The sequence below is a fragment of the Povalibacter uvarum genome (assembly GCF_014202975.1).
Lineage (GTDB): Bacteria > Pseudomonadota > Gammaproteobacteria > Steroidobacterales > Steroidobacteraceae > Steroidobacter > Steroidobacter uvarum.
Genome location: NZ_JACHHZ010000007.1, coordinates 165,733 through 190,802 on the forward strand (window position 1 = coordinate 165,733; position 25,070 = coordinate 190,802).

Below are 25,070 nucleotides of genomic sequence, written 5' to 3' on the forward strand. Positions count from 1 at the left end.
AATCCCGGCGTTCTCCCGGGATTCCCCGGCACGCCCGCGCGTACCCTTTTGTCACAACGTTCCCGGGGGCACAAGCAGCCCGGAAGGACGTATGTCTTTGAATTCGGCCGGGCCACCCACTGCGGACAGGGGCGACTCTTCACGTCGGTGGGCGTTGGACGGCACGGTAGGGTGGTCCCCTTGTCGTCCCGTGTATTTTCAGGAGTCTGTCATGAAACGCTTGTTGATCTTTCTGTACGGCATCGCGAGCTACGCGGTGTTCTTTGCCACTTTCCTTTACGCCATCGGCTTCATCGGCAACTTCGGCGTGCCGAAGACGATGGATTCGCTGCGGGATACGCCGCTCGTCACCGCGCTGCTGATCGATGCGGGGCTTCTTGCCCTGTTCGCGCTCCAGCACAGCATCATGGCGCGTCCTGCCTTCAAGCGCTGGTGGACGCGGATGGTGCCGGAGTCGGCTGAGCGCAGCACCTATGTGCTCTTCTCCAGCCTCGCACTGATCGCGCTGTTCGCGTTCTGGCAGCCGCTGGGTGGCGTGGTCTGGGAAGTGACTTCGCCGGTCGCGCGCGCAGTGCTGTACGGCGCCTACGCGTTCGGCTGGGGATTGGTGCTGGTCTCGACGTTCCTGATCAATCACTTCGATCTGTTCGGCCTGCGCCAGGTGTGGCTGCAACTGCTCGGTCGTCCCTATCATTCGGTGCCCTTCGTCGTGCCGGCCCCGTATCAGGTCGTTCGTCATCCGCTGTACGTCGGCTGGCTGTTCGCGTTCTGGGCAACGCCGGTCATGACGGCGACGCATCTGTTCTTTGCGATCGCCACGACGGCCTACATCCTGATTGCGATCCAGTTCGAGGAGCGCGATCTGGTCGCGGCACATCCCGAGTACGAGCAGTATCGTCGACGCGTGCCGATGCTGATTCCGTCGTTCAAGCGTCGCGCTTCGACGCAGGGGCGTGTGGCTCTCGGCGGACGCTGATCATGTCGGCCACGCGCGTCGATCTGTTCGACAGCACGTATCGCCACTTCGCGTCGGAAGTCCTGACGGACATCCGGCGCGAAGCGTTCGGCGACGACATCGGCCAGAACAGCTGGCTGACGCTGGACGAATACGATCGGTTCATCGCCTGGCTGAATCTGCGCCCCGATGAACATGTGCTGGAGGTGGCGTGCGGTTCCGGCGGACCCGCGCGCTATCTTGCGCAGCAGACGGACTGCCGTGTGTGTGGCCTGGACTCCAACGAGTACGCGGTCGGCACTGCTACCCGGATGGGAACGCAGGACGCCGTCACCTTCATTCATGCGGATGCCAACGATCCGTTGCCTTTCGCCAACGGTGAGTTCGATGCGGTCGTCTGTGTCGATTCGATGAATCATTTTCCGAATCGCCTGAGCGTGTTGTGGGAATGGCATCGCGTGATGCGGTCGGGTGCCCGAGCCGTGTTCACCGATCCGGTGGTCGTCACAGGCCCGGTGACGAACGAGCAGTTCGCCATCCGCAGCTCGATCGGGACGTTCGTTTTCGTTCCTCAGGACGTCAACGAACAGCTCATCGAGCTCGCCGGATTTCGGCTGATCCTGCAGCAGGACGTTACGAGCAACGCCGCTCTGGTAGCGGGGCGGTGGTATCGCGCCCGGGAACGCCACAGGAACGAACTGCTATCGAGCGAAGGGCGGCATCGGTTCGAGGGATTGCAGGAGTTCTTTGCGACGGTCCATCGGCTGGCGAGCGAACGGCGGCTGTCGCGGATCGCCTATCTCGTGGAGAAGCCGGCGACGACATGATCACTCGATACGCAGAGTGCGACGCCACCTCATCATCAGCAGTCCCAGCGACAGCAGCACGAGTGTTCCAGGCTCGGGAACCGAGACATAGGCGGCCGAGAATCGATCCACGGATCCGATTGCGAAGACACTCGTCGTCGTTTCTCCCGGTTGCATCTCGTAGAACACGAAGTCGGTGAACTGCCAGAACGGACTCTGCCTGTCCGTGAACAAAGAGGTCAGTTGCAGCGGATCGGCGATGAGAGCATCGCTTCCCAGCACCCCGCCACCGGGCGCCGCATCCCCAAACGATGCAAGAAGACTGAAACCGTACAACGTCGAGGCAACGGACCCGCCGAATCCGACCACATCGCGGAAAGTCTCCCCGTCGCCGTCGTTCGATGGTCGGTCGTCGAAGACCCGCACATTCGCTCTTTCCGGCACGAGATCAGCAAGCGTGTAGATCTGATCGCCGACAGTGAGCTGCAACCACTGATAGGCGTTGTAGAGGCCTTCAGCGGGATCGCCAGGAAGCGTATCCGGCGTCGACGTCTCGTAAACCAGATCGAGACTCCATTGCGTGCCCACGGCGATCGACGATTGGGAGTCGACGAAGACTCCGCCGGTGGAGACCTCGATTGGAACGGCCTGCACCGGAGTGGAGAGGCTGAGCAATACCGCGGTGCCGATCACAGCCGCCGCACGCAGTCCTGAGTTCATTCTTGTTTCTTCCTTTCGCTGAGCCGAACGCCGCAGAGCAGCAAGTCTCATGCCCAAAGAATCATCACCGTGATGCCACGCGCAGTTGCGTAGTAATCGCGACGGAACGCCAGGCGAGTCTGTCAAAGCTTCCGACGCCGCATCCGGGCTACTTGGCCCTGTCGCCAAATGCGAAGCCCCTGTCGCTATTTGCCAGACGCATGCCCGACCGCATCCACTAACGTCAGGACCGCTGGAAAGGCGGCCGCTGCAAGGTGGTGATTCGCCCTCCGGCGCCCCGGTTCTTCCAACCCCGGAAGAGAGCGTTGCATGCGAATCGAGCCCCTTACCTGCGCCATCGGTGCCGAACTGGTCGGCGTCAGCCTCGCCGAGGCGGCTTACAACGCCGACCTGTTCGGCGAGGTCAAAGCTGCCCTGCTGCGCTATCGCGTGCTCTTCCTCCGCGACCAGGATATCTCGCGTGCAGCTCATGTCGCGTTTGCGTCCCGGTTCGGGAAGCTCGAAGACCATCCGGTCGCGCCGAGTCATCCTGACTTTCCCGGTCTCGTTCAGATCTACAAGAGTCCCGAGCACCCGGCCGATCGCTACGAAAACGCCTGGCATACGGATGCGACCTGGCGCGACGAGCCGCCGATGGGATGCGTGCTGCGTTGCGTCGAATGCCCGCCGGTCGGAGGCGACACGATGTGGGCGAACATGGCGCTTGCTTACGAGCGGCTTCCGGACGAGATCAAGGCGCGAATCGCCAATCTGCGCGCCCGTCACAGCATCGAAGCTTCATTCGGTGCCGCGATGCCCATCGAGAAGCGCCTCGCTCTCAAAGCACAGTATCCCGACGCCGAGCATCCGGTCGTGCGCACGCACCCCGAAACCGGCGAGAAGATCCTGTTCGTGAACGCGTTCACGACGCACTTCACCAACTATCACACGACCGCCAACGTCCGTTACGGACAGGATGCGAATCCCGGCGCGTCCGACCTCCTGCGTTACCTGATCAGCCAGGCGTTCATTCCCGAGTACCAAGTGCGCTGGCGATGGAAGCCGAACAGCATCGCGATCTGGGACAACCGCAGCACGCAGCACTACGCCGTGATGGATTACCCGCCGTGCCATCGCAAGATGGAACGGGCCGGCATCATGGGCGACAAGCCTTTTTGAGTTCTGTAGCAGAAGGAAACACCGCATGAATTTCCTCGACGGCTCCCTCTTTCCCGAGAACCAGCAGAAGCTCGTCATCACGGTCGCGCCATATGGGCCGGAGTGGATGCCCGCTGACTTCCCGGAAGACATTCCGGTGACGATGGAAGCGCAGATCCAGAAAGCGGTGGATTGCTACAACGCCGGCGCGACGGTGCTGCACCTGCACGTGCGCGAGCTCGACGGCAAGGGCTCGAAGCGCCTGTCGAAGTTCAACGAACTGCTCGCCGGCATTCGCGCCCGTGTTCCGCAGCTGATCCTGCAGGTCGGCGGCTCGATCTCTTTCGCGCCGGAAGGCGAGGGCGAAGCAGCGAAGTGGCTGTCGGACGATACGCGCCACATGCTCGCTGAGCTGCAGCCGACACCGGACCAGGTGACGATTGCGATCAACACGAACCAGATGAACATCGTCGAGCAGATGGTCCCCGCCGACCTCGCCGGCACATCGATTGCAGAGCCGGCGCTGTATCGCGCCTACCGCGAAATGACGATTCCCGCCGGACCGGAGTGGGTCGAAGAACACATCCGTCGCCTGTCGGCCGCGGGCATCCAGACGCATTTCCAGCTCGCGAACAACTCGCAGCTCGAAACAGTCGAACGCATGATGCGTCGTGGCGCGGCGAACGTGCCGTTGATCCTCACGTGGGTCGCGATCGGCGGCGGCTTCGATGCGCCGAACATCTACAACCTAGCGAACTTCGTGCGGGCCTGCCCGGACGGCTCCGTGCTGACGCTCGAGACGTCGATGCTCAACGTGCTGCCGCTCAACATGATGGCGATCGCCATGGGCCTGCACGTGCGTTGCGGCATCGAGGACAACATCTGGACGCAGCGCCGGGACAGCAAGATGTCCTCGGTCGAGCAGATCGAACAGCTCGTTCGCATCTCCCGCGAGTGCGGGCGCGACATTGCGAACACGCAGGAAGCCCGCGAGATCTACCGCATCGGCACCTTCTACAAGGATGCTGACGAAACTCTGGCAGCGAATGGCTTCGCGCCGAATCGCAAGCCGGGCCAGCTGGGGTTCACCCAGCATGCACCCAGTGCACCGGTTCGTCCGGTGATGACGCCGCGCAAAGTCGCAGTCTGATCTTCATCGAGCCGAAAGCTCGCGGCTGATAGTCCACGCCACGGACGGACCTCACCGGCCAGGACGGCCGGTTGAGTCGTGGGCTGTCAGCGCGCGAGCTTTCGGCTATCGGAAACCCTCATGTCCTTTCCGCCGACACTGCTGATCATTCCTGGCCTGCGCGATCATGTCCCCGACCACTGGCAGACGCTGCTGGCGAAGAAGCTGTCGTCGAACCGCCTCGTCTGCTCTGTGCCGCCGCTCGGTCGCGTGGATCTGAGCTGCGCGAAACGGGTTGCGGCGATCCAGCAGTCGCTCAAAGCAATTCATGGCCCTGTCATCGTCGTGGCTCACAGCGGTGGCGTCATCTCGCTCGCTCATTGGGCGCAAAGGCACGGCCGTGCCAACGTCGTCGGTGCCGTGCTGGCTGCACCCGTGGATCTGGATACCCCGCTCCCAGAGGGCTACCCCACGTTCGCCGATCTACAGCACAGCGGCTGGTTCCCTGTGCCGCGTGCGCAGCTGCCGTTCCCCAGCCTGGTCGCGGTGAGCAGCAACGATCCTCTGGCGGAGCAGTCGCGTGTCGAGCAATTCGCCCGTGACTGGGGAAGCGATTGCGTGCACGTGGGTGCCGTCGGTCACCTGAGTCCTGCGTTCGGATTCGGCGAGTGGCCGCAGGCGGAGGATCTCATCGCGCGATTCGATCGGTCGATCTGAGACGGCGATCGTCCTTCACGACGGAAACCGGTCGAAGCCGGGAATCGCCTCCAGCGCGTGATCCCATCCGGCGCGACTGGCCGTGAACAGGTGCGCGTCCGGCCTCGCGACGAGGTCGCTGTCCAGCGAGCCCGCCGGCACTACGAGCAGCTTGCCTTCCATCTGCAGCATCGGCAGCGCTGAGCCGCAATTCCCGCAGAAGCAGCGGGCGTGCCGTGTTCCCGGCAGATTGAACTGACGCCTATGGTCTTCGCCGGAGATCCAGCGAAGCGTGGCAGTCGACGAGAACAGATTGGCGGCGTGCGCCGAGCCGGTGTCCTTCCGGCAATGCTGGCAATGGCAGAGGAAGAATCGCTCGAACGATCCTGTGATTTCGAAGCGGATCTCGCCGCACAGGCAAGAGCCAGAATAGGTGCTGCTCATTGTTCTTCTCCCGAGTCTCGATTGAACCGGAAGCGTTGCATTCCCGAGAGTTGGCGGCAAGCAAAAGCACAGACGGCACGAAGCGCTTTCCGTCGTCCCCGCGAAAGCGGGGATCCGTGCCTTGTTCCGGATGGATCCCCGCTTTCGCGGGGACGACGGAAAGCGCTGCGCGCTGACGTGCGGCTGAAGCCGGACCCTGCGTTCTGGCTAGCCGGCTACCAGCTCATCTTGCTGGCCAGCTTCTTTCAGCCCAGCCAGTGTGACAGCCCGAGCACCAGACACGCGAGCAACACGGTCTCGATGACCATCAGGATGACCGGCTTCAATCCCACGGCGGCCAGTTCCTTCAGCTGAGTCTTCATGCCTATCGCGCTCATCGCGATCGCCAGGCACCAGCGTGAGACATCATTGGCGACGTCGCGGGTAGCGGAACCGATCCAACCGAGGCTGTTGAATGCCGCCAGAGCCACGAAGGCGACGGCGAACCAGGGTAATAGCGGCGGCCGTGTGCCGCGACCATCGCCTTGTGCGCGAGTGATCATGGCAGCGCATACGATCACGGGCAGCAGCATTGCGACCCGCATCAGCTTGACCACCGTGGCAACGTCGCCAGTTTCCTGCGACATGCTGTAGCCGGCACCGACGACCTGCGCAACGTCGTGGATCGTGCCGCCAATGAACAGGCCCGCTGCTGCCGGCGACAGGTCGAGCAGATGCGCGATGAGCGGGTAGACGATCATAGCGATCGTGGACAGCGCGGAAACGCCGATCACGGTGAACGTCGTGGCTTTCTCCTTGCCCGGATGAGCGGGCAGCGCGGCGGAGAGCGCAAGGGCAGCAGACGCGCCGCAGATCGCGGTGGCTCCGCCCGTCAGGAAGCCGAACAACGTGTGGAAGCGCATCCACCGCGCCAGCAGCGTCGACACGCCGATCGTGACGACGAGCGATACGATGACGATGACGGGCGGCTGCCAGCCCAGCTGCGCAATCTGATCGAACGTCACCCGAACCCCGAGCAGCGCGACACCAGTACGCAGAACGGCACGCGCAGAGAAGTCGATGCCTGCGGCGCAACGCGTTTCGCCCGAGAGGAAATTCATCGCGATGCCGAGCAGCAGCGCGAAGAGCATCAGCGGCGCCTGATAGTGATCCGCCAGGAAAGTGGCAGCTGCGGCAACGATGGCTGTGACCGTCAGCCCAGGCAGCAGTTCGCGACTGCGTTCCGGGAACGTCACCATCGCGTCGCGAACGATCGAAAGTGTCGTGGAGACCATGGGCCTACGCCAGGTCGGCACGCATTTCGCTATGCCGGAGGTCCGTGCGACAGCACCGCGCGGCGCGAGCAAACAGTAGAGCTGAGGCAAGGCACACGAGTGGCACGAGCTGCAGCGCCGTCGTCAGACCATAGACGTCGGCGAGGGCGCCGACGACGATCGGCCCCGGCGCCAATCCGAGCAGATTGTTGGCCAGCGAGAGCGTGGCGAACGCGGTGCCATGGATAGGCGCCGGTGTGAGATTGGCGACCATTGCGCCCGAGGGCCCTACGGTTCCCGCGCCTACGAACATGCCCAGTCCGATCAGAACCAGTTGCGGCAGACCAGGCGGCAACTGGAATGCGATTGTCAGTACCAGGAAGCACGTCAGGCAATACGCAATCGCGAGCCCGAATTTCGTGGTGGGCGAGTCGCGACCGATACGATCGCTGAGGTTCCCGCAGAGCGCCATGCCTGTGGCACTCGCCAGCACGAACACCGCGGCGACGAGGGCTCCCTGTGCGACGGGCATGTGATATGCGCGGTTCAGATGGCTCGGAAGCCAGGCGAGCAGCGCTCCACTGACGAAGACCTGGACGCCGCTGCCGAGATAGGTGTAGATGACCGAGCAGCTGCCGACGACGTCGCTCAGCTTCGGTCGCGGAGCCGTGGTCGATTGCTGCGGCGACGACGCTATCCGTCGCTCGCGAACGATGAGTGGATAGCAGATCGTCAACAACCCGCCGAACACGGCCATTCCGGTGAAGGCGCTGCGCCAGCCGAATTGTTGCGCGAGCAGCCCGCCGATCGAGATGCCCAGCACTGAGCCGATCATGCTGCCGGCGAGAAACATCCCTGTGATGGTGGCTCGCAATCGGGCAGGAAAGACGGTCAGTACGACGGCGAGACCGACGCTGCCATAAGCCGCTTCACCGACGCCAACGAGCAGGCGCGCGATGAGCATGTGCTGAAAGTCCTGTGCAATCGCGCAGCCGAGCGTGGCCACGCTCCACAGAGCCGCCATCAGCACGAGGCTGCGGATGCGGCCCCATCGATCGGCGAGCAGCGAGAGCGGCAACGCCAGCAAGCCCACCGCGAGCGACACGATGCCACTGAGCGTTCCGAGCTGGGCATCGGACAACGCCCATTCTGCTTTGAGGTGCGGAAAGACTGCGTTGAGCACCTGCCGCGACATGTAGTCCGACAGCAGCAGGCCGAACGTCACGGCGAAGACGATCCACGCGTACCTGCGCGATACCGACACCTCGGCGTCGTTTTCCAGAGCAGCGTTCCGAACAGGAAGCGCCATGAGTTTCGCTCCCGGATGAAGAGGTCAGATGACGAAGATGGAGGAGCCCGTGGTCCTGCGCGACTGCAGGTCCTGGTGCGCCGCCACGACATCTTCCAGCGCGTAGTGCTGGTTGATCTCGATCTTGATGCGTCCGCTGCCGACGTTGTCGAACAGCTCCTGCGCCAGCGCGGCCTTCTCTGCGGGATCCGCGATGTAGTCCGCGAGAGCCGGCCGCGTCAGGAACAGCGAGCCTTTCATCGCGAGCAACTGCGGATCGAAGGGCGGAATCGTTCCCGACGCCGTGCCGACGTTGACGAGCAGGCCGCGGCGTTTGAGCGAGTCGAGCGACGCCATGAAGGTGTCCTTGCCGACGCTGTCGAAGACGACATCGACACCGACTCCGCCAGTCAGTTCACGGACGCGCTTCGCGACGTCTTCACGTGCGTAGTTCACCGTGTGGTCGCAGCCGTACGCACGCGCGAGGTCTGCTTTCGCGTCCGTCGACACCGTCCCGATGACCGTCATGCCGAGCAACTTCGCCCACTGCGCCACGATCAGGCCGACACCGCCTGCGGCAGCATGAAGCAGCACGACGTCACCCGGCTTGTGATCGCGAACACGACGCAGCAGGTAGGCAGCGGTGAGGCCGCGCATGGTCATTGCCGCCGCGGTTTCGAAGGCAATGGTCTCGGGCAGCCGGATCAGCGGCGCTGCCGGAATCAGCCGCTCGGTGCTGTACGCACCGAGTGTGTTGACGAAGCCGGTGTACGTGACGCGATCACCAACAGCGACATTGCTGACGTCCGTGCCGATGGCCGTGACGATGCCCGATGCTTCGACGCCGATGCCGCTCGGACGAGGGACCGGATAGAGACCGCTGCGGAAGTAGGTGTCGGCGAAGTTGAGGCCGACGGCGACATGGCGGATGCGGGCCTGTCCCGGCCCGGGATCGCCGACTTCGACGTCCTCGAGGCGCAGCACTTCAGGACCGCCGACATGATGGAAACGAACTGCTTTCGCCACGAGATTCTCCGCGATCGCTGCTGCTGTGGATGAAGGTAGAAAAGTGCCGCCCGGGCAGCTACCTCATGGGGCGACAGGGGTTGTTCATTTCGCGACAGTCGGGCTCACCAGGAGGAAGAGCCGGATTTTCCACGGGGAACACAGGGAGCCACGGGGACAGAAAACGATCGAGTGTCGCGCTGCGATCGTCCTTATCGGCATTTCTGGGGGGAGATTGCTCTTACCCCGTGGCTCCCCGTGTTCCCCGTGGAGATTCTTTCTCCCGTTCCTTACTCTTCCTTCGGGCCCGGCATTGCACCGGGCCCGAAGGTGTTCGATCAGTATTTCGCCTGGACGGAGATGCCGTACGAGCGTTGCGCACCGAGATAGTTCTGATACGTGCCGTCCGCCAGCGACGCGAAGAGATTCGACTGCGCCGTCTGGGTGATGTAGGTCTCGTCCGTGAGGTTGCGCACCCACGTCGAAATTTCCCACGAGCCCTGGCGCCAGCCGAGACGCAGATTCGCGATCGCGTAGCCATCCTGCATGCCGTGATTCGGATCGAGCTCCGACGTCACGTTCTGTTCGCCGATCCAGTTGCCGTCGAGGCGCGAGAAGATGGTGCCCGGACCCACGTCCTGTTCCCACGTCAGGCCGGCTGTCGCAGTCAGCTCCGGTGCGAACGGCAACGTCTGGCCCGAGAGATCGCAGCCGCCCGTCGCGGGATCGTCAGGAGCGCGACCCGAGTAGCACGAGCCTTGCGTGTACTTCTCGTAGGTCGCTTCGGCATACGTCGCCGACATGTCGAGCGTCAGGCCGTCGGTGAGGCGGGCGGTCATGTCCGCTTCGAGGCCCTGCACGCGGACCTTCTCTGCGTTGTTGACCAGGAACTGCAGGCCGATGAACGACGCCGACTGGAAGTCGTCGTAGTCAGCGAGGAACGCTGCGGCGTTCAGGCGGACGCGGCCACCCCATTCGGTCTTCGCACCGACTTCGTAGCTGATGACGTCCTCGGAATCGAACGGACGTCGCGCCAGCGGGGTGTTGCCGAAGCCGCCGTTGTAGCCGCCACCCTTGAAGCCGGTTGCGACAGTCGCGTATGCCATTGCATCCGGAGTGAAGCGATACACCGTGTTGAACGTGCCGGTGACCGCATCCCATTCGTCGTTCAGGGCGAACGATGCCGCAGCCGGCGTCAGCAGGCGCACGGGCAGGGAGAGGCCTGCGAGCGGGCCCGGGGCGGAAGTGAACGGCGTGTTCGTGAGCGACACGTCCTTCTCTTCGAGCGAGTAGCGCAGGCCGAGCGTGACCGCGAGGCTGTCTGTCACGTCCATCGAGCTCTGCGCGAACGCGCCGTAGCTCTGGCTGTCGGAGATTTCGTAGAAATCGCCGGTGTCGCCGGGCAATCCGAATACGGGCACGTTCGGCAGCGTCGGCGATGCGATGCCCGCGGCGACGCCCAGTTCGTCGATGGCCTGACCCAGCGTGAATTCGTGCTTGTCTTCGTCGCCACGCTGGAAGTGGTTGTCGTAGAAGTACACGCCCGCCAGCCAGTTGAAGCGATCGCCACCGCGCGAGTTGATCCTCAGTTCCTGGCTGAAGGTCTCGCCGGTCTGGAAATCACGGTAGTTCACGAGCTCGAGGCCGGTCTGGCCGGCGTCGTTCCAGCTCTGCGTGACGTCGTAGACGTCGTAGCTCGAGAGCGAAGTGAACGTGAACGAATCAGCGGAGTATTCGATCGAAGCGATGGCTTCGTCGGACTTCTGCTCGAACTGGAGCGGAGCAAGCGCCTGCACGCGGCGGTTCAGCGGATCGTTGTCGAGGATCGGCTGCGCGCTGGAGTTGATGACGCCGTCTGCGAGGCCAGGGCCGTCGGCGGCACCGAGCGCGGCAGGATTCGCCGCAGTTGCGTTGACCAGGGCGCTGACAGCAGGACCGTAGTACATGTCGGCCAGTGCGGGCTTCATGTCGCGCTCGACATGCGAGCCGATGAGGCGGATCTGCCAGGAATCGCTGGGTTCGAACAGCAGCTGGCCGCGCACGGCGAACTGGTTCAGATCGTCGCTGTCGTCACCGATCAGGTTATCGGCGATCGCGTCACGACGCGAGCCCGTCACGCTGAGTCGCGCGGAGACTGAATCTGTCAGGCCGCCGGTGACATAGCTGCGGACGCCCCAGAAGTTGTCGTTGCCGGAGGTCAGTTCGCCCATGGCGCCGAAGGTCTGGCTCGGCATCGCGGTGCGGACGCTGATTGCACCGGCAGTCACGTTGCGGCCGTAGAGAGTGGACTGCGGTCCGCGCAGCACTTCGACCTGTTCGATGTCGGCGAGGTCGCCCAGTCCGAGACCGGAACGCGAGCGATATGCACCATCGATGAAGAGGCCCGTATCCGGTTCGAAATCCGGAATGTTGCCTTCGTTGCCGATGCGGCGGATGCGGTAACTCGTGTTGAAGGGATTCGAGTTCGTCGTCACGACGAGCGAGGGCACCACAACGGTGAGGTCGGCGACGTCGCGGATGCCCGCGGCCTGAACCTGCTCCGCGGTGACGGCCGAGATCGCCATCGGGACATCCTGGATCGGTTCGGATGTCTTGCGCGCGATGACCTGAATTTCCTCGAGTGCGGTCACGCTGGTGTCGGCTGGTTCGGCCTGAGCCCGCGCCTGCTGCGAACCGAGAACGGTCGCGATGGCGAGCGTGAGCAACGAGTACGATGTCTTCATCGAAAAAACCCCCGGACATGTTGGTACGGCATGACCAGCCAACGAGCTTCTGGCGATGCAACAGTGGTGAACCTGGCGCCGTGCGCGAGACAGTGGTACTGCCGACGAGTCACCGGTCGCACCCCTCCCGTTCGTTGTTTCGTCCACGGCGTCAGGTCCGGAGACCGAGCCTAGAGGTCGCGCGCAGCCCCGTGCTGTGCACGGGATGACAGGGCCTTTTCATTTCGCGACACGGGGGCTAGAGTCGTTCAGGATTTACGCCCTTTGCCGAACCTGCGATACGACATCCAATGACCCGCATGGTCCGCGCCGCGGCGCTCACGAACTATTTCGACGTGGCCGAGCAGGTCGGTTTGAACCCGGTCACACTCCTCAGTGACGCTGGTCTCAATCGCACGATCCTCGCCAATCCCGACAACAAGATTCCCGCCAGCGCCGCGGTCACGTTGCTCGAGGAGTCGGCGCGCATCGCCAGTTGTCCGACATTCGGATTGCGGATGGCGGAGACGCGGCAGATTTCGGATTTCGGCGCGGTCGGATTGCTGGTCACGCACCAGCCGACGCTGCGAGAGATGCTGCTCGCGCTGATGAACTATCGGCACCTGCTCAACGAGGCGCTCACCCTGCAGATGAGCGACGTCGGCAAGCACGTCGTCATCCGCCAGGAAATAGTGACGGACCCGCCCATGTATTCGCGGCAGGCAACGGAGCTCGCGCTCGGCGTATTGGCAAGAGCGGGCAGTGCGCTGCTCGGAAGTCACTGGAAGCCGGAGCGAGTGCTGTTCCTGCACGAAGCACCGGAGGATCTGCAACTGCATCGACGGCTGTTCCGCTGCAAGCTCGAGTTCGGCAGCGAGTTCAACGGCTTCGTCTGCAACTCCGCGGACCTCGACTATCCCTGCTCAGCGGCGAACCCTGCGTTGGCGCGCTATGCCGAGCAGCTACTGCAGACGTTGCCCAAGGCGACAGACAAGACGATCGAGGAGGAGGTGCACGAGGCGATCTACCTTCTTCTGCCGATGGGACGGGCAACAGTCGAACAGGTGGCGCAGAGTCTCGCGGTGAACGTTCGTACTCTGCAGCGACAGCTCGAGGAGCGGGGCGTCACGTTCTCGGATCTGATCAACACCGTGCGCAGGGAGCTCGCGGTTCGCTACATCGAAAGCGGCCAGCATTCGCTCGGTCACGTGGCGGAGCTGCTGGGATACTCGACGCAGACATCGTTCACGCGCTGGTTCAAGAATGAGTTCGGCGTCGCGCCGACGCAGTGGGAGCGATCCTAGGCCAGTTAGATTTTTTGGCCGCATCGATGTGTAATACGCAGTCACAAGCTCGATCAGGCTCGGGAGCGTATACATGTCAGCATTGTCAGTCGCCAGCGTTCTGGCGGGGCGCATACCCCTCGATGAAGTCGTCACCCTCAAGGGATGGGTTCGCACCCGGCGCGACTCGAAGGCGGGATTCTCGTTCCTGGCCGTTTCCGACGGGTCGTGCTTCGACAATGTCCAGATCGTTGCGCCGAACACGCTCGCGAACTACACCACCGAAGTTCTGCAGCTCACCACCGGTTGCGCCGTGGCGTGCACCGGGAAACTCGTCCGTTCGCAAGGCAAGGGACAGGCGATCGAGATGCAGGCCGACGCGGTCGAGGTGATCGGCTGGGTCGAGCATCCGGATACCTATCCGGTTTCGCCGAAGCAGCACACGTTCGAGTATCTGCGGGAAGTCGCGCATCTGCGGCCGCGTACCAACACCTTCGGCGCCGTGACGCGAGTGCGCCATGCGCTCGCGATGGCCGCGCATCAGTTCTTCCACGACAACGGCTTCTTCTGGATTCACACGCCGATCGTGACAGCCAGCGACGCAGAGGGCGCGGGCGCGATGTTTCGTGTCTCGACGCTCGACATCGCCAACCTGCCGAAGACGGGCGACGGTCGGATCGATTTCTCGAAGGATTTCTTCGGTAAGCCCACGTTCCTCACGGTCTCGGGCCAGCTGAACGTCGAGACGTACTGCCTCGCGCTTTCGAAGGTCTATACGTTCGGTCCGACATTCCGCGCCGAGCAGTCCTTCACGCCGCGCCATCTGGCCGAGTTCTGGATGATCGAACCGGAGATCGCCTTCGCCGACCTGAGCGCCGATGCCGATCTGGCGGAAGCCTTCCTCAAGCACCTGTTCCGGTCGTTGCTCGATTCACGTCAGGACGACATGAAGTTCTTCGCGGAACGCATCGACAAGGATTGCATCACGCGCCTCGAGAAGTTCGTCGAATCGAGCTTCGAGCGCATCACGTACACGGATGCGGTCAAACTGCTCGAGCAGTCCGGCCGCAAGTTCGAGTTCCCGGTGAAGTGGGGCCTCGACCTGCAGGCCGAGCACGAACGCTATATCACCGAGCATATCGGCCGCCCGGTCGTCGTCATGAACTATCCGAAAGACATCAAGGCGTTCTACATGCGCCTCAACGACGATGAGAAGACGGTTGCCGCGATGGACGTCCTCGCGCCGGGCATCGGCGAGATCATCGGCGGCTCGCAGCGCGAGGACCGGCTCGATGTGCTCGACCAGCGCCTCGATGCGCAGCATCTCGATAAGAACGCGTATTCGTGGTATCGCGACCTGCGTCGTTACGGCAGCGTTCCGCACGCAGGCTTCGGCCTCGGCTTCGAGCGCACGATTCAGTACGCGACCGGCATGGCGAATATCCGCGACGTGATTCCGTTCCCGCGCTCACCGGGCAATGCGGACTTCTGAGCTCAAGGACGATTCGGTGAGGTAGTGGCCACTTTGGGTCGGACCAGGCGGTTCACCCGATCGATCTCAAAGACGACACTCACCGTTCGTGACGGACAGCACAACGCGTCGCTCTGGGTGTAGCGCAGGTACTGCGCATCCAGATTCTCGCCGCTGCTGTGGAATGACACTTTGTTGAGCGCGCCGTCGGTGCGGCTGTCCATGAGCCCGGGCGAGAGCGTTCCCGCAAACGCTCCGCGGACGAAGACGAAGTACTGATACTGGAGCGGCCGGCACATCCCGTCATAGCCGGCCGCGGCGGCGATCACGAGAACGTTCCATCCGCCCTGGTACGGGCCCATCAGATTCCATCCCCGTTCGCGCACGTTCCTGTCTTCGAGGAATTGTGGCGGCCGGGTATAGCCCTCGCATGCGAGAACGGTGTCCCTCTGGTTCACGGGTGCCGCCGGAATCGTCATGCCGGGTTTGTTCCAGTTGGCGGGATTCAGGTCATCCAGCCAGTTTGCTTCCCCAGCGCAGACGCAGGACCAGAGCAGTATCGAAGGCGCAACCAGGATTGGCAGCGTGCGAATCATGCAAGGCAGGATACCCGTGAATTTTCCGCCATGCACTGCCGTGCTGCGGTGCCCGCCCGGGTAGCGTAAATCGCTCGAAAATCGTCTCAGCTCGGCCGGTGTGCCTGCTCCGCGCTCTGGAAATTCACACTGATGCGGGCGCCGCACGCGGCGTCGCTCTTTGGTACGCCGTGAACCCAGTCTTCCTGGCTGCGCCCGCCCATGACCACCAGGTCACCGGATCGGGGATTCACGTTCACGGAGGTGCCGCCTGAGCGCGGTTTGATCTGAAAGCGCCGGGTGGCACCGAGAGAAAGCACCGGAACGATGCACAATGGTCGCCGGCAGGAAAACCGATCGCGATGCCAGCCCGTGCTGTCTTCCTCCGTGCGATAGAGGTTCATCCAGAGGCTGTCGTACTTCACGCCATAGTGATCCGACAGCGCCTGCGCAGCCTCGATGATTGCGGGATGCGGCGCGTCGTGAATACTCCGATAGCTCGCAGTGAGTCGCGGCTCGAGGAATATCTGTTCGAACATGCGGCGATGGTGCTGCTTCCACGGCACTTCCCTGCGCAGGGCTTCGAACAGATCCGTCGATCCGGTCAGCCAGCCGGGCACGACTTCGAGCCAAGAGGTGCCGTCGAGGTTGCGACGGTTCGCGGTGGCGAATGAGGTATCGATCGCCAGCGCCTCGGGCACCGAGAACAGGTCCGCCTGATTGTCGCGCCCGGAAGAGCTGGCCATGGTCCTCATCTCCGCGGCGTCATTGTTCCTGGGGAAAATCCGAAGCTCAGTGTCGAGAACACGGTTTCAAAATCCACTTCCTCGGCTTCGGGCAGGACCCTGGTCCACGTCACGCTCACGATCCACTCCCCGTCCGACGGCATTGCGAAACTTCCCCGACCGGCAGCATCGCTCGTAAACCTGTCAACGACTGTCAGGTTGCCGCGCAGGTCGATCATCTTTACCAGCGCACCCGCCAGCGGCTGTCCTTCATGGATCACCCGCAGCGGCAGGCGGGCAGCAGGGGGCGTCGCGTAAGGATTGGCTTCCGGCACGAGTTCGAGTGACAGCCCTGTGGGCATCGAGAATGAATTGCTGTCGGCTGCGCCGCCGACCTGCACGAGCATCTTCGCCCGGCGGCTGTATCGCTCGGAGCCCTCCGCGACAGTTCGTCCAGTGAGCTGGCGATGCCTCAGCGCTGGTGTCAGTCCTTCCTCGGCGAGATAGGCATTGAACTTTTCCGCCGGCAAGTAGCTCTCGGCGCGATTGTCGGTTTCGAGAATCAGCACGTGAGTGCCGGGGGCCTTCCAGCGCAGTTCACCATCGTGCTGCGGCTCGTGCAGCGTCAGCACGCCGCGCCTATCGGTTCTCTCGCCGCTCGGCCCGATCGAATCGAAACGGGTAATGCGTTTCGACTTGATCTGCGAGCGCTGCCGCGACGACGGGTCTCCCACCAGCAACGTGATCGACACTGCTTCATCGATCCGCGGGCTGAATGTTGCCGGCTGAATCCAGAAATCGTGCGCATTCGAGCCGAAGCTCGCGGTCACCGCGATCGCAGCCAGCGATCGGATCATCGTGTCGCGCATCATCGGTCAGTAGCCTGAGGCAGTTCCGGGCGCCGCCAGAAATGGAAAGGCCGTCAATGAATGGGTGTGATCGTCGGTGTCGACGCCATCCTCCACCCCGCTCGTCGTTCCGTTCACCAGCAATGCCCGATACACGTCGATGGAGTCGTCGGTGACAGTTCGCCCGCCGCAGTCCGTGGCGAGTGACTTGCGGCCGGCAGCGTGCGTCAGCTCGACTGCCAAGAACTGGCGACAGACCGAGGAAGCGCTGTCGACCCACAGTCGATCGTCGGCCAGCACGCGTGCAAGCTGTGCGTATCGGGCGTCCGCCGCTGCAGATCGATCCGCCAGCAACTGATTGCCGCAGTGCGCATCGAAAGCATCGTAGAGCGCGAGGCCCTTCTCAATCTCGGTCACGAACTCGGTGAACGTTGCAGGTGTCGTCTCGTTGAAGCGCTCCTTCAGTTCATCGGCGCGTTCCGCCGGGCCGAGCGTGGCGAGCAACGCATTCTGCGTCAGCGGTCGACCCATGCGATCGAGCTGGCGCTTCGCGTTGCTCGTCGTGGCCCAGATGGCGAGCAGGTCACCGCCGATCGCCACGATGTCGCGATCCACCGAGATCACGAGCGACGACGGCGTCCAGCCCCGCAGGAAATCCGTCGCCGGTTTGCCGTCGACCTCACGGAATTTCGTGAGTATCTGCCTGGATGTATCTGCATCGAAGCGCGGGCAACCCGCGTCGTCCGCGGGTACGCCTGCGCGCACTTTCGCCGCGGCAATTTCATAGCCCGCCCGAAAGCCTTTCACGTTGTTGATGAATGGATCGTCGCGCAGTCCGGCGAAGACTCTGAATCGTCCCCTGCTGCTGGCGAGACCCGCGACGGCACTTGGATCGCCCTGTGCGAAATCCGCGCTGCCCGCGAGACATTTCACCGAGCTCATCGATGCGAACTTGCATGTGATCGCTGTCGACGCTGTCGTCTTGCTGAACTGTCTGCCGCTGTCGATGTGGAATGTGTAGGTGAGTTCTTCCGAGAAGGAATGTCCCACGATGGTCATCACCAGGTTGAGCCGTTTGCCATCGGCCGACATCCAAGAGAACACGTCGCCTATGTCGGCGCGCGGGTTCATCACAGTCGTGGGGGTGTCGAGATGGTTGGCGGCGGATGCCGTCAACGGGCACCATGAACTCACGCACAGAAGCGCGACCACCAATCCGTTCCCGATACTGTTCATCACGATCCCTACCGCTGCATGGAGCGTGTAGCAGACCATTGCGTTGCGCGTGGCGCTGTCAGAATCTTTAGCTGACAGCAGTGCGGCCACTCCCGCGAACGCGGGAGGCCATGACGGGGAGCTCCTACCCGCGCTTGATGTAACCGAACAGGTATGCCGCCACCTTCCGCATCTGGATTTCCTCCGACCCTTCGGTGATCCGGTAGCGGCGGTGGTGACGGTAGATGTGCTCGAACGGTTTGTGGCGCGAGTAGCCGATACCGCCGTGCACCTGCATTGCCCGATCGGCGGCTTCGCACACCAGGCGATTCGCCCAGTAATTGCACATCGACACGCGATCGGACAGCCGCCTCTCCACTTCGGGGTGCGGCATGCGATCCATCTCCCACGCAGTCTTGCGGATCAGCAATCGCAGCATCTCGATCTGCGTCGCGAGTTCGACCAGCGGCCACTGGATCGCCTGGTTCTCGGCAAGCGCCTTGCCGAACGGTTGGCGCTCGCGTGCGTACCTCGCACTCTCCTGGACGCAGAACACAGCGGCGCCGAGTGAGGAGGCGGCCTGCCGGATGCGATTCTCGTGTACGAATGCCTGCGCGAGCGCGAGACCGCCTTCGGGCGGGCCGAACAGTGCGTCCTCGGGCACCCACACGTTCGTGAAGCTCACGCGCGGGTGATCGGTCGGCATGTTGAACGTCCACAGATATTCTTCGATCACCACGCCTTCGCTGTCGGCCGGGACCAGGAATGCGGTGATTCCCTTTGCTGCGCCCGCTTCGCCGGACGTCCTCGCGAACACGATGCAATGCGTGGCCACGTGCATACCCGTGGTCCACATCTTCTCGCCGTCGATGCGCCAGCCCGCTCGGCCGCCGCGACTCTCACGCACCGCGCGTGTCTCCATGTGGGTCGCATCCGAGCCGTGATTCGGTTCGGTGAGCCCAAAGGCGAATCGATGAGTACCGTCGAGCGAGCCCCGGATGAACTCCTCCTTCTGTGCGGGGCTGCCGAAATCACGCAGCATGATCACGACTGGGAAGTTGCCGACGATCGAGTGCTCGTTCTGCAGGTCGTTGTGCAGTCCCAGGCCCCTCGCGGCCAGATGCTCGCGGATCACTGCCATCCAGAGATTCGATCCGCCCGCGCCGCCGTACTCTTCGGGCAAGGCATATCGAAAGAATCCCGCACGGTCCGCGCGGGCACGCGCTTCGTGGAGCAGCGCTTCCCACTCGGTGCGCGGCAGCCCGCCGCGATCCCAGTCGGTGCGAGCCCATTCGCGGCGATGATCGAAGAATCGCTCGTTGTCGTTCGCCCGTTGCAACGGCTCGATCTCGCGCTCGATGAAGTCATCGAGCTTGCCGAGGTAGTCGACCAGGTCGGCCGGCAGATCGAAATCCATCCGGAGCTCCTTATTCCTTGCCCGCTCGCCCGGCAAGTGTGCGTTGATAGCTGGCGTACGTCGGCTGATCCACCGCGACCTTGGCGAGCGTCGTGGTCCAGAGATGCTCCATGAGTTCCCGATCGTCGAGGCCGAGCTGCCCCGCGGCGATCCTTGCGCAGAGCTGTTGATTGAGCTCCTCAAGCGATCCGTGACTGCCGAGAAGACTCCTCAGTCGCTGGCGCTCAGCGTCATCCTGCTGAGTTGTCTCAGCGTTCAAGGCCAGCTGACGCCGTACGAGCTCGACAGCATTCGCCGCCACACGCGCATCGAATGCTTCGCGCGGCGGCAGCTTCGAGGGAACGACGTCTCGCAGGAACGTCGCAACCGATTCCAGAATCTCCGCGGGTGTCGGGTGGTCCTGCATTTCACTCCTCCAGGATCCGCAGCAAGTCGAGCTCGCTCTCGGACGCGCGCCTCGCGATCATCGCCCGCTCGACACTTCGATCGCGGCCGCTGCGGAACCAGTCGACCATGCCGGAGCACATCAGTCCCCAGCGCAGGCTGCCAAAGATTTCCCAGTAGCGCAGCCGCGTACGATCGAGTCGTTCGCCGCTGGCGTTCTCGTAGGCCGAATAGAGCGCCTCGCGCGAACCGAGCCCGCCGGCTGGCGAATCGATCTTGCCGAAGCGCCACGGATGCAGACACAGCCAGGCCAGATCGTGCATGGGATCACCGATGTGGCAGAGCTCCCAGTCGAGTACCGCACGCAGTCCCTCCGGGCCGACGATGAGGTTGCCCATGCGGTAGTCGCCGTGCACGAGTCGCGGAGTGAAAGGCGTCTTCGGCTCGTGATCGCGCAGGTAGCGAAGCGTGAGCTCGAACACGGGACGCGATTGACCCTGGCTGCGATACTCCTGCCGCCATTCATCGAGCGTCTGTGCGACGCTCTGCATCTTCAGAGGCGGAAGCCGATCCAGCGGCACTGCGTGAATGTGCGCCGCCGTCTCTGCGATCTGTTTCAGGAGCACGTGGTGAATCGCCTGGAAGGCCGGGTCGCGCAGGATCTTCCGCGCGATGGTCTCGCCTTCGATGCGCTCCATCAGGAAACCGCCGCCCAGACGATCGTCCGGCTGCAATACGTAGCGGACGATCGGTGCCTTGACGCCTGCCGCGACCGCAGCCTGGATCACCGACGCTTCGGTGCCGAGCCCGGCGAAATCTTCAGGCTGTGCATTGCCGGGCGGCCGCCGACGCAGGATCAGTGGGATCGTGCCGGTCGTCGACTCGGCATCGAACGACCACGTTTCCATGCTCGCGCCGGCAGACAGGTGACGCAGCGAATGCACTGCGCTCACGCCCGGAATGCGGGCGACGACCACGGCCTGAAGTGCATCCTGGAAGCTGTCTGCGTTCGAGGTCATCGGAGATCGGCGTTGGCCCTCCACTGGTCGCGGAGAATGGCAGAACAGGCACCTCGACCGCACCTATCGAGATCGATACTGTCGAGCCGCCGATGGATTCCCGCGTTCGCGGAAATGACAGTGGTCCGTCACTCCCGCGAACGCGGGAGTCCATGTCTCACTGATCGCTGAAATTCCCCGGGCGTTCGCCCGAACGCCTGTCTGAACGCTGCACTGAAATGACTGTGACTCGAGAATCCCAGGTCCGCCCCTAGCCGCGACAGATCGTCGTAGCTGCCCAGCAGCTCCAGCGACCGCGCCAGGCGCAATCGCAATTGATAGCGTGACAGCGGCATGCCTTCGACCTGCTGGAATACCTGCGTAAGGTAGACCGGCGAACCGCCGACTTCCGCGGCGATGTCCGCAAGCGACCAGCGGCGCGAAAGATCGGACGACAGTACCAGCTTCACGCGATCGACGAGTTTCCGCCGGACCGCTGTACCACGGGAGACGTGAGAGGTCTTCAATCCCAACGCACGCCGGACAAGTGCCACGGTGGCTGTTTCTGCTTCCAGCGGCTCTGTGATCTTTCCGGCGAGGCCGTAGCGCAGTTGTGCGGCGAGCGCTTGAGCGTGTGAATCGATGCGCAAGCGTGCGGGTTTGAAGGTGACGCGCGACGAGCTGTCCAGGTGTTCACGCGGCGAGAGCTCCTGCAATCCGTCTCCGCCGAGCGCAATGGACAGGCACGCATCGCCGCCGGAAAGCGGATGACTGATGCGGTAGCCTTCGCCAGCGTTGAAGAACAGCAGCTGGTTCGCTTCGGCGACCGTTGCTTCGCTGCGCGCATGCCGGACATAGACACCGCGATAGGGAAACACGAGGTGTGTCGTGCTTGCACACTCTTCCGCACTCGCATGACGGCAATCGCCCCGGCAGATCACATCACTGATCGTCGCCGTGGCGGTGCTCAGCAGGCATTGAACGGAGAGTTGGGTCATGCGGCGTTCGGTCATTCTTTGAACGGAGCGCGCCCATCGTAGCGGATCCGCGGGCCATCGGGACCTTTGCGGGCAGGGATCGTGACCGCATCGCCTCATTTGCGGACCGGCGGGCAGGGGCGGGTGAACTGGGATATCCTGCCGTCCAACTCAGGCGAATCGGGCAGCGCAAGATCCGAAGCCCAAGCTGCAAATGAACGGAATCCGCCGCAATATCAGGCTGTTGATCGTGGGGTTCGCCGCGGTCGCTGCGACCGCCGCAGCTCATTCCCACGCCGATGAGGACTCTTCCGCTTCCATCGCGGAAGCAGCGGCCCAGACGACTGAAGCCGGGAACGATGAGCGTGCCGCGCTTCTGAAGAAGGCGAAGGAACAACGCAAGTGGCGTTTCTCTCGCTACCAGCCTCCGACTGGAATCGGCGACCTCAAGTGGGGAGAGCGGCCCGCGAATTTCGAGCGATACCGGCCGGTGAACATCGAAGTCACCTTCACGCCGGGCAGGTACATCTGGAGCGGCAACCCATGCCTCGCGACCGCCGACTGCGACATCAACCACATCCTCAACTCGCTGCGGATCGATCAACACGAGCAGTTCCAGATGTTCGCGGAGTTCGTGATCCCGGAACAGGGAATGCGCTTCACGAACACCGGCGTAGTAATGTATCCGGTGACGTATATGTTCTGCGCCAACTGGGCCGGCGGTCGCGGCAAGCCGCCGCCTGACATTGAACAGCGGCTGGTCCTGTGCGGCGCCCGTCTCGTCTTCGAGAGTCAGACCGGCGAAGCGCTGGCGGCCCTGCGCGAGGATGAGCCGACGAACTACGAGCGCGTGCTGTTCGAGCTCATCGAGCGCCATGGACGTCCACCCAACTACTGGCGATCGCCGCAGGTGATCGTGAAGACCGACGACGCGATCATCAGCGAGCCGCGCAAACGCAGGTTCGACAACTGGGCCTGGTGTCCCTTCTACCGCGGCGGCGCACGTTCGTGCGGTACGAGCGTGAATCTCGCGTTCAATGAAAAGACCGGCAATGGTGCCGTCATTTTCGCTACACGCGCCATCTGGGACTTCGCCGCGGCCAGCGACTCCAAATCCGAATCGGCGCGGCTGCTGCACAAGCTCCTGTACGAAGAGTGAGCCTCTGGCCGGCTGCGTCCGGCCCACGCAGGCCGAGGGGTTTCGCCGATCGCCAACCCCCTCCCTCTCATATATATGTGCCCGTCCCGATCGATGGATCGGCCATATTCATAAAGAAAACTGGCCGCGCTCGCCGTCCGGGAGGGGGAAGCGGATGCCCATACCCGGTCTTAACCCTCAGGTACGACTCCGCGAGAAGCCTCACCGCTCATGTCCGATCCGGGCTCCAAAGGCCACGTTGCCGACTGGTTCCGACGCCTGCGCACCCCGTTGCGCCGGTTTCTCGTCGGGCGCGGAGCCGTGCGCGTCGCCGACCTGGACGATATCGCCCAGGAGGTTTTCCTCCGCCTGCTGCGCTATCGCACCAGCGAAGTGGTCAGTCAGCCGCAGGCGTATCTGTTCAAGATCGCGTCGAACGTCGCCGCGGAGTGGGCGATTCGCGCCCGTCACCGGTTCGAGCACGAGCCCCACTGGCTCGACTCGCTGGTCGCGGAGGATCAGGTCGAGGAGACGCTCGACAGCGCCGCCGCCCAGAACGAAATCCGTCGCGCCGTCGATACCCTGACGCCGCGCGAACGCCAGATCATCAAACTGTATTTCGAGGAAGGACTGACGCATGCGCAGATCGCCGAGCGAATCGGCGTAACGCTGCGGGTCGTGCGTCGGGACTTCGAGAAAAGCTATAGCAAACTGCGCGGCGAGCTGAAGCTGCAGCAAACAGGAGCGCTCAAGTATGGAAGCGAATGAACGGCGCAGGCTCGCCACGGAGGAGGCGAGTCGGTGGTGGATCAAGATGGATACGCGCTCAGCGGACACCCTGTCGGCTGAGGATCAGCGGCAGTTCACGGAATGGCTGCGCGAATCGCCTCTGCACGTGTCCGCGATGCTGCATGTTGCGCATGTTCACGATGCACTGGGCAGGTTCAAAGGCTGGAGCGAGGTTGCCACCGACGGCGCGGATGAGAACGACAACGTCGTGACTTTGCGCGACCAATCACCGCGCGAAGAGTCAGCGCCCCGTCGCCGCTCTGCATGGCTGCCGGCCGCACTCGCGGCTGGCCTGTGCACGTTCGTGGTCGGCGGCGCATGGATGTGGCTCGGCCGCGGTGAGGTGATCGTGACGGATCGTGCCGAGCGGCGCGAAGTCATGCTGAGCGACGGCAGCGTCGTCCGGCTCGAACCAGAGTCGATGGTCCGCGCCAGCATGAGCGATGACGTACGCAACATCACGCTGGTTCGCGGACGTGCCCTGTTCCACGTGAGCAAGGACCCGAATCGACCGTTCATCGTTGCGGCCAACAATACCGCTGTTCGCGCAATCGGCACGGCCTTCGGCGTCGAGCACAAGAAGGACGAGATCATCGTGACAGTTGCCGAGGGCGAAGTCGCGGTGCGCCCCGTTGCGCCGAAGATTCCAATCCTTCCGATGACACAGCAGGACGAGAGCCCGTCGGCAGCTCAGCCCGCAAGCGCAGGCGTCGTATCGAAGAGCGTGAGTGAAGTGCGTCTGACTGCGGGCAAGCAGGTCATCGTGCAGTCTTCCGGCAGCGCCGAACCCGTGCGTGAAGTCGATGCCGAGCGCGCGCTCGCCTGGTCCGAGGGAAGGCTCGTGTTCGACGGCGTGCCGTTGCGTGATGTCGCCGAAGAATTCAATCGCTACAACCATGTTCAGTTGCGCATCGAAGGCGAAGATCTGGGACAGCGTCTGGTGCGCGGCGTGTTCCAGGCGTCCGATCCGGAAACGCTGATTGCCTTCATCGGCGCCGGCGCTCACGTCAGTGTGACGTATCCGGATCGCCAGAACATCGTTGTCGCAGCCGCTCCCTAAAGCGCGGCTGATCGATCTGTCGAGGGGGAAGTTCGTGAGGTCGCCCGGTCTTACT

General features: G+C 63.2%; 24 protein-coding genes. 10 read left to right on the forward strand and 14 right to left on the reverse strand.

The window, feature by feature from the left end; genetic code table 11:
- The first annotated feature begins 211 nt into the window (after positions 1-211).
- Positions 212-976 (forward strand): methanethiol S-methyltransferase, encoded by a 765-nt coding sequence (gene mddA, locus HNQ60_RS25895; RefSeq protein WP_184335702.1) that lies wholly within the window; start codon positions 212-214, stop codon positions 974-976.
- 2 nt (positions 977-978) lie between these two features.
- Positions 979-1,782, forward strand: coding sequence for a class I SAM-dependent methyltransferase (locus HNQ60_RS25900; RefSeq protein WP_184335703.1), 804 nt, complete (start codon positions 979-981; stop codon positions 1,780-1,782).
- Here HNQ60_RS25900 and HNQ60_RS25905 read toward each other — a convergent pair whose 3' ends face one another.
- Positions 1,783-2,481, reverse strand: a complete 699-nt coding sequence (locus tag HNQ60_RS25905; RefSeq protein WP_184335704.1) for a PEP-CTERM sorting domain-containing protein — start codon at positions 2,479-2,481, stop codon at positions 1,783-1,785.
- A 309-nt stretch (positions 2,482-2,790) separates the two neighbouring features.
- Between HNQ60_RS25905 and HNQ60_RS25910 the strand changes: the two genes are divergently transcribed.
- The 3 genes from HNQ60_RS25910 (at position 2,791) to HNQ60_RS25920 (ending at position 5,464) form a co-directional block, all read left to right on the forward strand.
- Complete coding sequence (locus HNQ60_RS25910) at positions 2,791-3,639, forward strand: TauD/TfdA dioxygenase family protein (protein ID WP_184335705.1); 849 nt, start codon at positions 2,791-2,793, stop codon at positions 3,637-3,639.
- 25 nt (positions 3,640-3,664) lie between these two features.
- A complete protein-coding gene (locus tag HNQ60_RS25915; protein WP_184335706.1) occupies positions 3,665-4,768 on the forward strand; it encodes a BKACE family enzyme in 1,104 nt (367 codons plus the stop codon).
- 120 nt (positions 4,769-4,888) lie between these two features.
- Positions 4,889-5,464 (forward strand): RBBP9/YdeN family alpha/beta hydrolase, encoded by a 576-nt coding sequence (locus tag HNQ60_RS25920; RefSeq protein ID WP_184335707.1) that lies wholly within the window; start codon positions 4,889-4,891, stop codon positions 5,462-5,464.
- Between the two features lie 15 nt (positions 5,465-5,479).
- On the opposite strand, the gene HNQ60_RS25925 is transcribed toward HNQ60_RS25920, so the two are convergent.
- From HNQ60_RS25925 to HNQ60_RS25945, 5 genes are all read right to left on the reverse strand, one after another.
- Positions 5,480-5,887 (reverse strand): GFA family protein, encoded by a 408-nt coding sequence (locus HNQ60_RS25925; RefSeq protein WP_184335708.1) that lies wholly within the window; start codon positions 5,885-5,887, stop codon positions 5,480-5,482.
- Positions 5,888-6,132: 245 nt separating this feature from the next.
- Positions 6,133-7,161, reverse strand: a complete 1,029-nt coding sequence (locus HNQ60_RS25930; RefSeq protein ID WP_221304467.1) for a YeiH family protein — start codon at positions 7,159-7,161, stop codon at positions 6,133-6,135.
- A 4-nt stretch (positions 7,162-7,165) separates the two neighbouring features.
- The gene (locus tag HNQ60_RS25935; protein ID WP_184335709.1) at positions 7,166-8,449 is read right to left on the reverse strand and encodes an MFS transporter; all 1,284 of its coding nucleotides are present in this window, start codon (positions 8,447-8,449) and stop codon (positions 7,166-7,168) included.
- A 24-nt stretch (positions 8,450-8,473) separates the two neighbouring features.
- Positions 8,474-9,454 carry a quinone oxidoreductase family protein gene (locus HNQ60_RS25940; RefSeq protein ID WP_184335710.1) on the reverse strand — a complete coding sequence of 327 codons (981 nt, stop codon included), beginning with the start codon at positions 9,452-9,454 and terminating at the stop codon, positions 8,474-8,476.
- A 317-nt stretch (positions 9,455-9,771) separates the two neighbouring features.
- Positions 9,772-12,156, reverse strand: coding sequence for a TonB-dependent receptor (locus HNQ60_RS25945; protein ID WP_184335711.1), 2,385 nt, complete (start codon positions 12,154-12,156; stop codon positions 9,772-9,774).
- 290 nt (positions 12,157-12,446) lie between these two features.
- On the opposite strand from HNQ60_RS25945, the gene HNQ60_RS25950 reads away from it, so the two are divergent.
- Entirely contained in the window at positions 12,447-13,439 is a 993-nt protein-coding gene (locus HNQ60_RS25950; protein WP_221304468.1) for an AraC family transcriptional regulator, read from the forward strand.
- Positions 13,440-13,512: 73 nt separating this feature from the next.
- Complete coding sequence (asnS, locus tag HNQ60_RS25955) at positions 13,513-14,910, forward strand: asparagine--tRNA ligase (protein WP_184335712.1); 1,398 nt, start codon at positions 13,513-13,515, stop codon at positions 14,908-14,910.
- A 2-nt stretch (positions 14,911-14,912) separates the two neighbouring features.
- On the opposite strand, the gene HNQ60_RS25960 is transcribed toward asnS, so the two are convergent.
- The 8 genes from HNQ60_RS25960 to HNQ60_RS25995 all read right to left on the reverse strand — a co-directional run bounded on the left by HNQ60_RS25960 (position 14,913) and on the right by HNQ60_RS25995 (position 22,049).
- Positions 14,913-15,485, reverse strand: a complete 573-nt coding sequence (locus tag HNQ60_RS25960) for an LppP/LprE family lipoprotein (RefSeq protein ID WP_184335713.1) — start codon at positions 15,483-15,485, stop codon at positions 14,913-14,915.
- Positions 15,486-15,571: 86 nt separating this feature from the next.
- Positions 15,572-16,210, reverse strand: a complete 639-nt coding sequence (locus HNQ60_RS25965; protein ID WP_184335714.1) for an alpha-ketoglutarate-dependent dioxygenase AlkB — start codon at positions 16,208-16,210, stop codon at positions 15,572-15,574.
- A 5-nt stretch (positions 16,211-16,215) separates the two neighbouring features.
- Positions 16,216-17,046 (reverse strand): DUF4198 domain-containing protein, encoded by an 831-nt coding sequence (locus HNQ60_RS25970; protein WP_184335715.1) that lies wholly within the window; start codon positions 17,044-17,046, stop codon positions 16,216-16,218.
- Positions 17,047-17,064: 18 nt separating this feature from the next.
- Positions 17,065-18,273, reverse strand: a complete 1,209-nt coding sequence (locus HNQ60_RS25975; RefSeq protein ID WP_184335716.1) for a DUF4331 family protein — start codon at positions 18,271-18,273, stop codon at positions 17,065-17,067.
- A gap of 124 nt (positions 18,274-18,397) precedes the next feature.
- A complete protein-coding gene (locus HNQ60_RS25980; protein ID WP_184335717.1) occupies positions 18,398-19,669 on the reverse strand; it encodes an acyl-CoA dehydrogenase family protein in 1,272 nt (423 codons plus the stop codon).
- A 10-nt stretch (positions 19,670-19,679) separates the two neighbouring features.
- Positions 19,680-20,075, reverse strand: coding sequence for a DUF6285 domain-containing protein (locus HNQ60_RS25985; protein WP_184335718.1), 396 nt, complete (start codon positions 20,073-20,075; stop codon positions 19,680-19,682).
- A gap of 1 nt (position 20,076) precedes the next feature.
- Positions 20,077-21,072, reverse strand: coding sequence for a phosphotransferase family protein (locus tag HNQ60_RS25990; protein WP_184335719.1), 996 nt, complete (start codon positions 21,070-21,072; stop codon positions 20,077-20,079).
- A 128-nt stretch (positions 21,073-21,200) separates the two neighbouring features.
- Positions 21,201-22,049, reverse strand: coding sequence for a helix-turn-helix transcriptional regulator (locus tag HNQ60_RS25995; RefSeq protein ID WP_184335720.1), 849 nt, complete (start codon positions 22,047-22,049; stop codon positions 21,201-21,203).
- A gap of 193 nt (positions 22,050-22,242) precedes the next feature.
- Between HNQ60_RS25995 and HNQ60_RS26000 the strand changes: the two genes are divergently transcribed.
- The 3 genes from HNQ60_RS26000 to HNQ60_RS26010 all read left to right on the forward strand — a co-directional run bounded on the left by HNQ60_RS26000 (position 22,243) and on the right by HNQ60_RS26010 (position 25,015).
- Positions 22,243-23,187, forward strand: coding sequence for a hypothetical protein (locus HNQ60_RS26000; protein ID WP_184335721.1), 945 nt, complete (start codon positions 22,243-22,245; stop codon positions 23,185-23,187).
- 210 nt (positions 23,188-23,397) lie between these two features.
- Entirely contained in the window at positions 23,398-23,934 is a 537-nt protein-coding gene (locus HNQ60_RS26005) for an RNA polymerase sigma factor (protein WP_184335722.1), read from the forward strand.
- Positions 23,921-25,015 (forward strand): FecR family protein, encoded by a 1,095-nt coding sequence (locus tag HNQ60_RS26010; protein ID WP_184335723.1) that lies wholly within the window; start codon positions 23,921-23,923, stop codon positions 25,013-25,015. The genes HNQ60_RS26005 and HNQ60_RS26010 overlap by 14 nt, the downstream gene beginning before the upstream one ends.
- Positions 25,016-25,070 lie beyond the last annotated feature (55 nt).

Coding starts and splice junctions, on each gene's coding strand:
- mddA (WP_184335702.1), top strand. CDS start 212: ATGAAACGCTTGTTGATCTTTCTGTACGGCATCGCGAGCTACGCGGTG.
- HNQ60_RS25900 (WP_184335703.1), top strand. CDS start 979: ATGTCGGCCACGCGCGTCGATCTGTTCGACAGCACGTATCGCCACTTC.
- HNQ60_RS25905 (WP_184335704.1), bottom strand. CDS start 2,481: ATGAACTCAGGACTGCGTGCGGCGGCTGTGATCGGCACCGCGGTATTG.
- HNQ60_RS25910 (WP_184335705.1), top strand. CDS start 2,791: ATGCGAATCGAGCCCCTTACCTGCGCCATCGGTGCCGAACTGGTCGGC.
- HNQ60_RS25915 (WP_184335706.1), top strand. CDS start 3,665: ATGAATTTCCTCGACGGCTCCCTCTTTCCCGAGAACCAGCAGAAGCTC.
- HNQ60_RS25920 (WP_184335707.1), top strand. CDS start 4,889: ATGTCCTTTCCGCCGACACTGCTGATCATTCCTGGCCTGCGCGATCAT.
- HNQ60_RS25925 (WP_184335708.1), bottom strand. CDS start 5,887: ATGAGCAGCACCTATTCTGGCTCTTGCCTGTGCGGCGAGATCCGCTTC.
- HNQ60_RS25930 (WP_221304467.1), bottom strand. CDS start 7,161: ATGGTCTCCACGACACTTTCGATCGTTCGCGACGCGATGGTGACGTTC.
- HNQ60_RS25935 (WP_184335709.1), bottom strand. CDS start 8,449: ATGGCGCTTCCTGTTCGGAACGCTGCTCTGGAAAACGACGCCGAGGTG.
- HNQ60_RS25945 (WP_184335711.1), bottom strand. CDS start 12,156: ATGAAGACATCGTACTCGTTGCTCACGCTCGCCATCGCGACCGTTCTC.
- HNQ60_RS25950 (WP_221304468.1), top strand. CDS start 12,447: ATGACCCGCATGGTCCGCGCCGCGGCGCTCACGAACTATTTCGACGTG.
- asnS (WP_184335712.1), top strand. CDS start 13,513: ATGTCAGCATTGTCAGTCGCCAGCGTTCTGGCGGGGCGCATACCCCTC.
- HNQ60_RS25960 (WP_184335713.1), bottom strand. CDS start 15,485: ATGATTCGCACGCTGCCAATCCTGGTTGCGCCTTCGATACTGCTCTGG.
- HNQ60_RS25965 (WP_184335714.1), bottom strand. CDS start 16,210: ATGGCCAGCTCTTCCGGGCGCGACAATCAGGCGGACCTGTTCTCGGTG.
- HNQ60_RS25970 (WP_184335715.1), bottom strand. CDS start 17,046: ATGATCCGATCGCTGGCTGCGATCGCGGTGACCGCGAGCTTCGGCTCG.
- HNQ60_RS25975 (WP_184335716.1), bottom strand. CDS start 18,273: ATGAACAGTATCGGGAACGGATTGGTGGTCGCGCTTCTGTGCGTGAGT.
- HNQ60_RS25980 (WP_184335717.1), bottom strand. CDS start 19,669: ATGGATTTCGATCTGCCGGCCGACCTGGTCGACTACCTCGGCAAGCTC.
- HNQ60_RS25985 (WP_184335718.1), bottom strand. CDS start 20,075: ATGCAGGACCACCCGACACCCGCGGAGATTCTGGAATCGGTTGCGACG.
- HNQ60_RS25990 (WP_184335719.1), bottom strand. CDS start 21,072: ATGACCTCGAACGCAGACAGCTTCCAGGATGCACTTCAGGCCGTGGTC.
- HNQ60_RS25995 (WP_184335720.1), bottom strand. CDS start 22,049: ATGACCCAACTCTCCGTTCAATGCCTGCTGAGCACCGCCACGGCGACG.
- HNQ60_RS26000 (WP_184335721.1), top strand. CDS start 22,243: ATGAACGGAATCCGCCGCAATATCAGGCTGTTGATCGTGGGGTTCGCC.
- HNQ60_RS26005 (WP_184335722.1), top strand. CDS start 23,398: ATGTCCGATCCGGGCTCCAAAGGCCACGTTGCCGACTGGTTCCGACGC.
- HNQ60_RS26010 (WP_184335723.1), top strand. CDS start 23,921: ATGGAAGCGAATGAACGGCGCAGGCTCGCCACGGAGGAGGCGAGTCGG.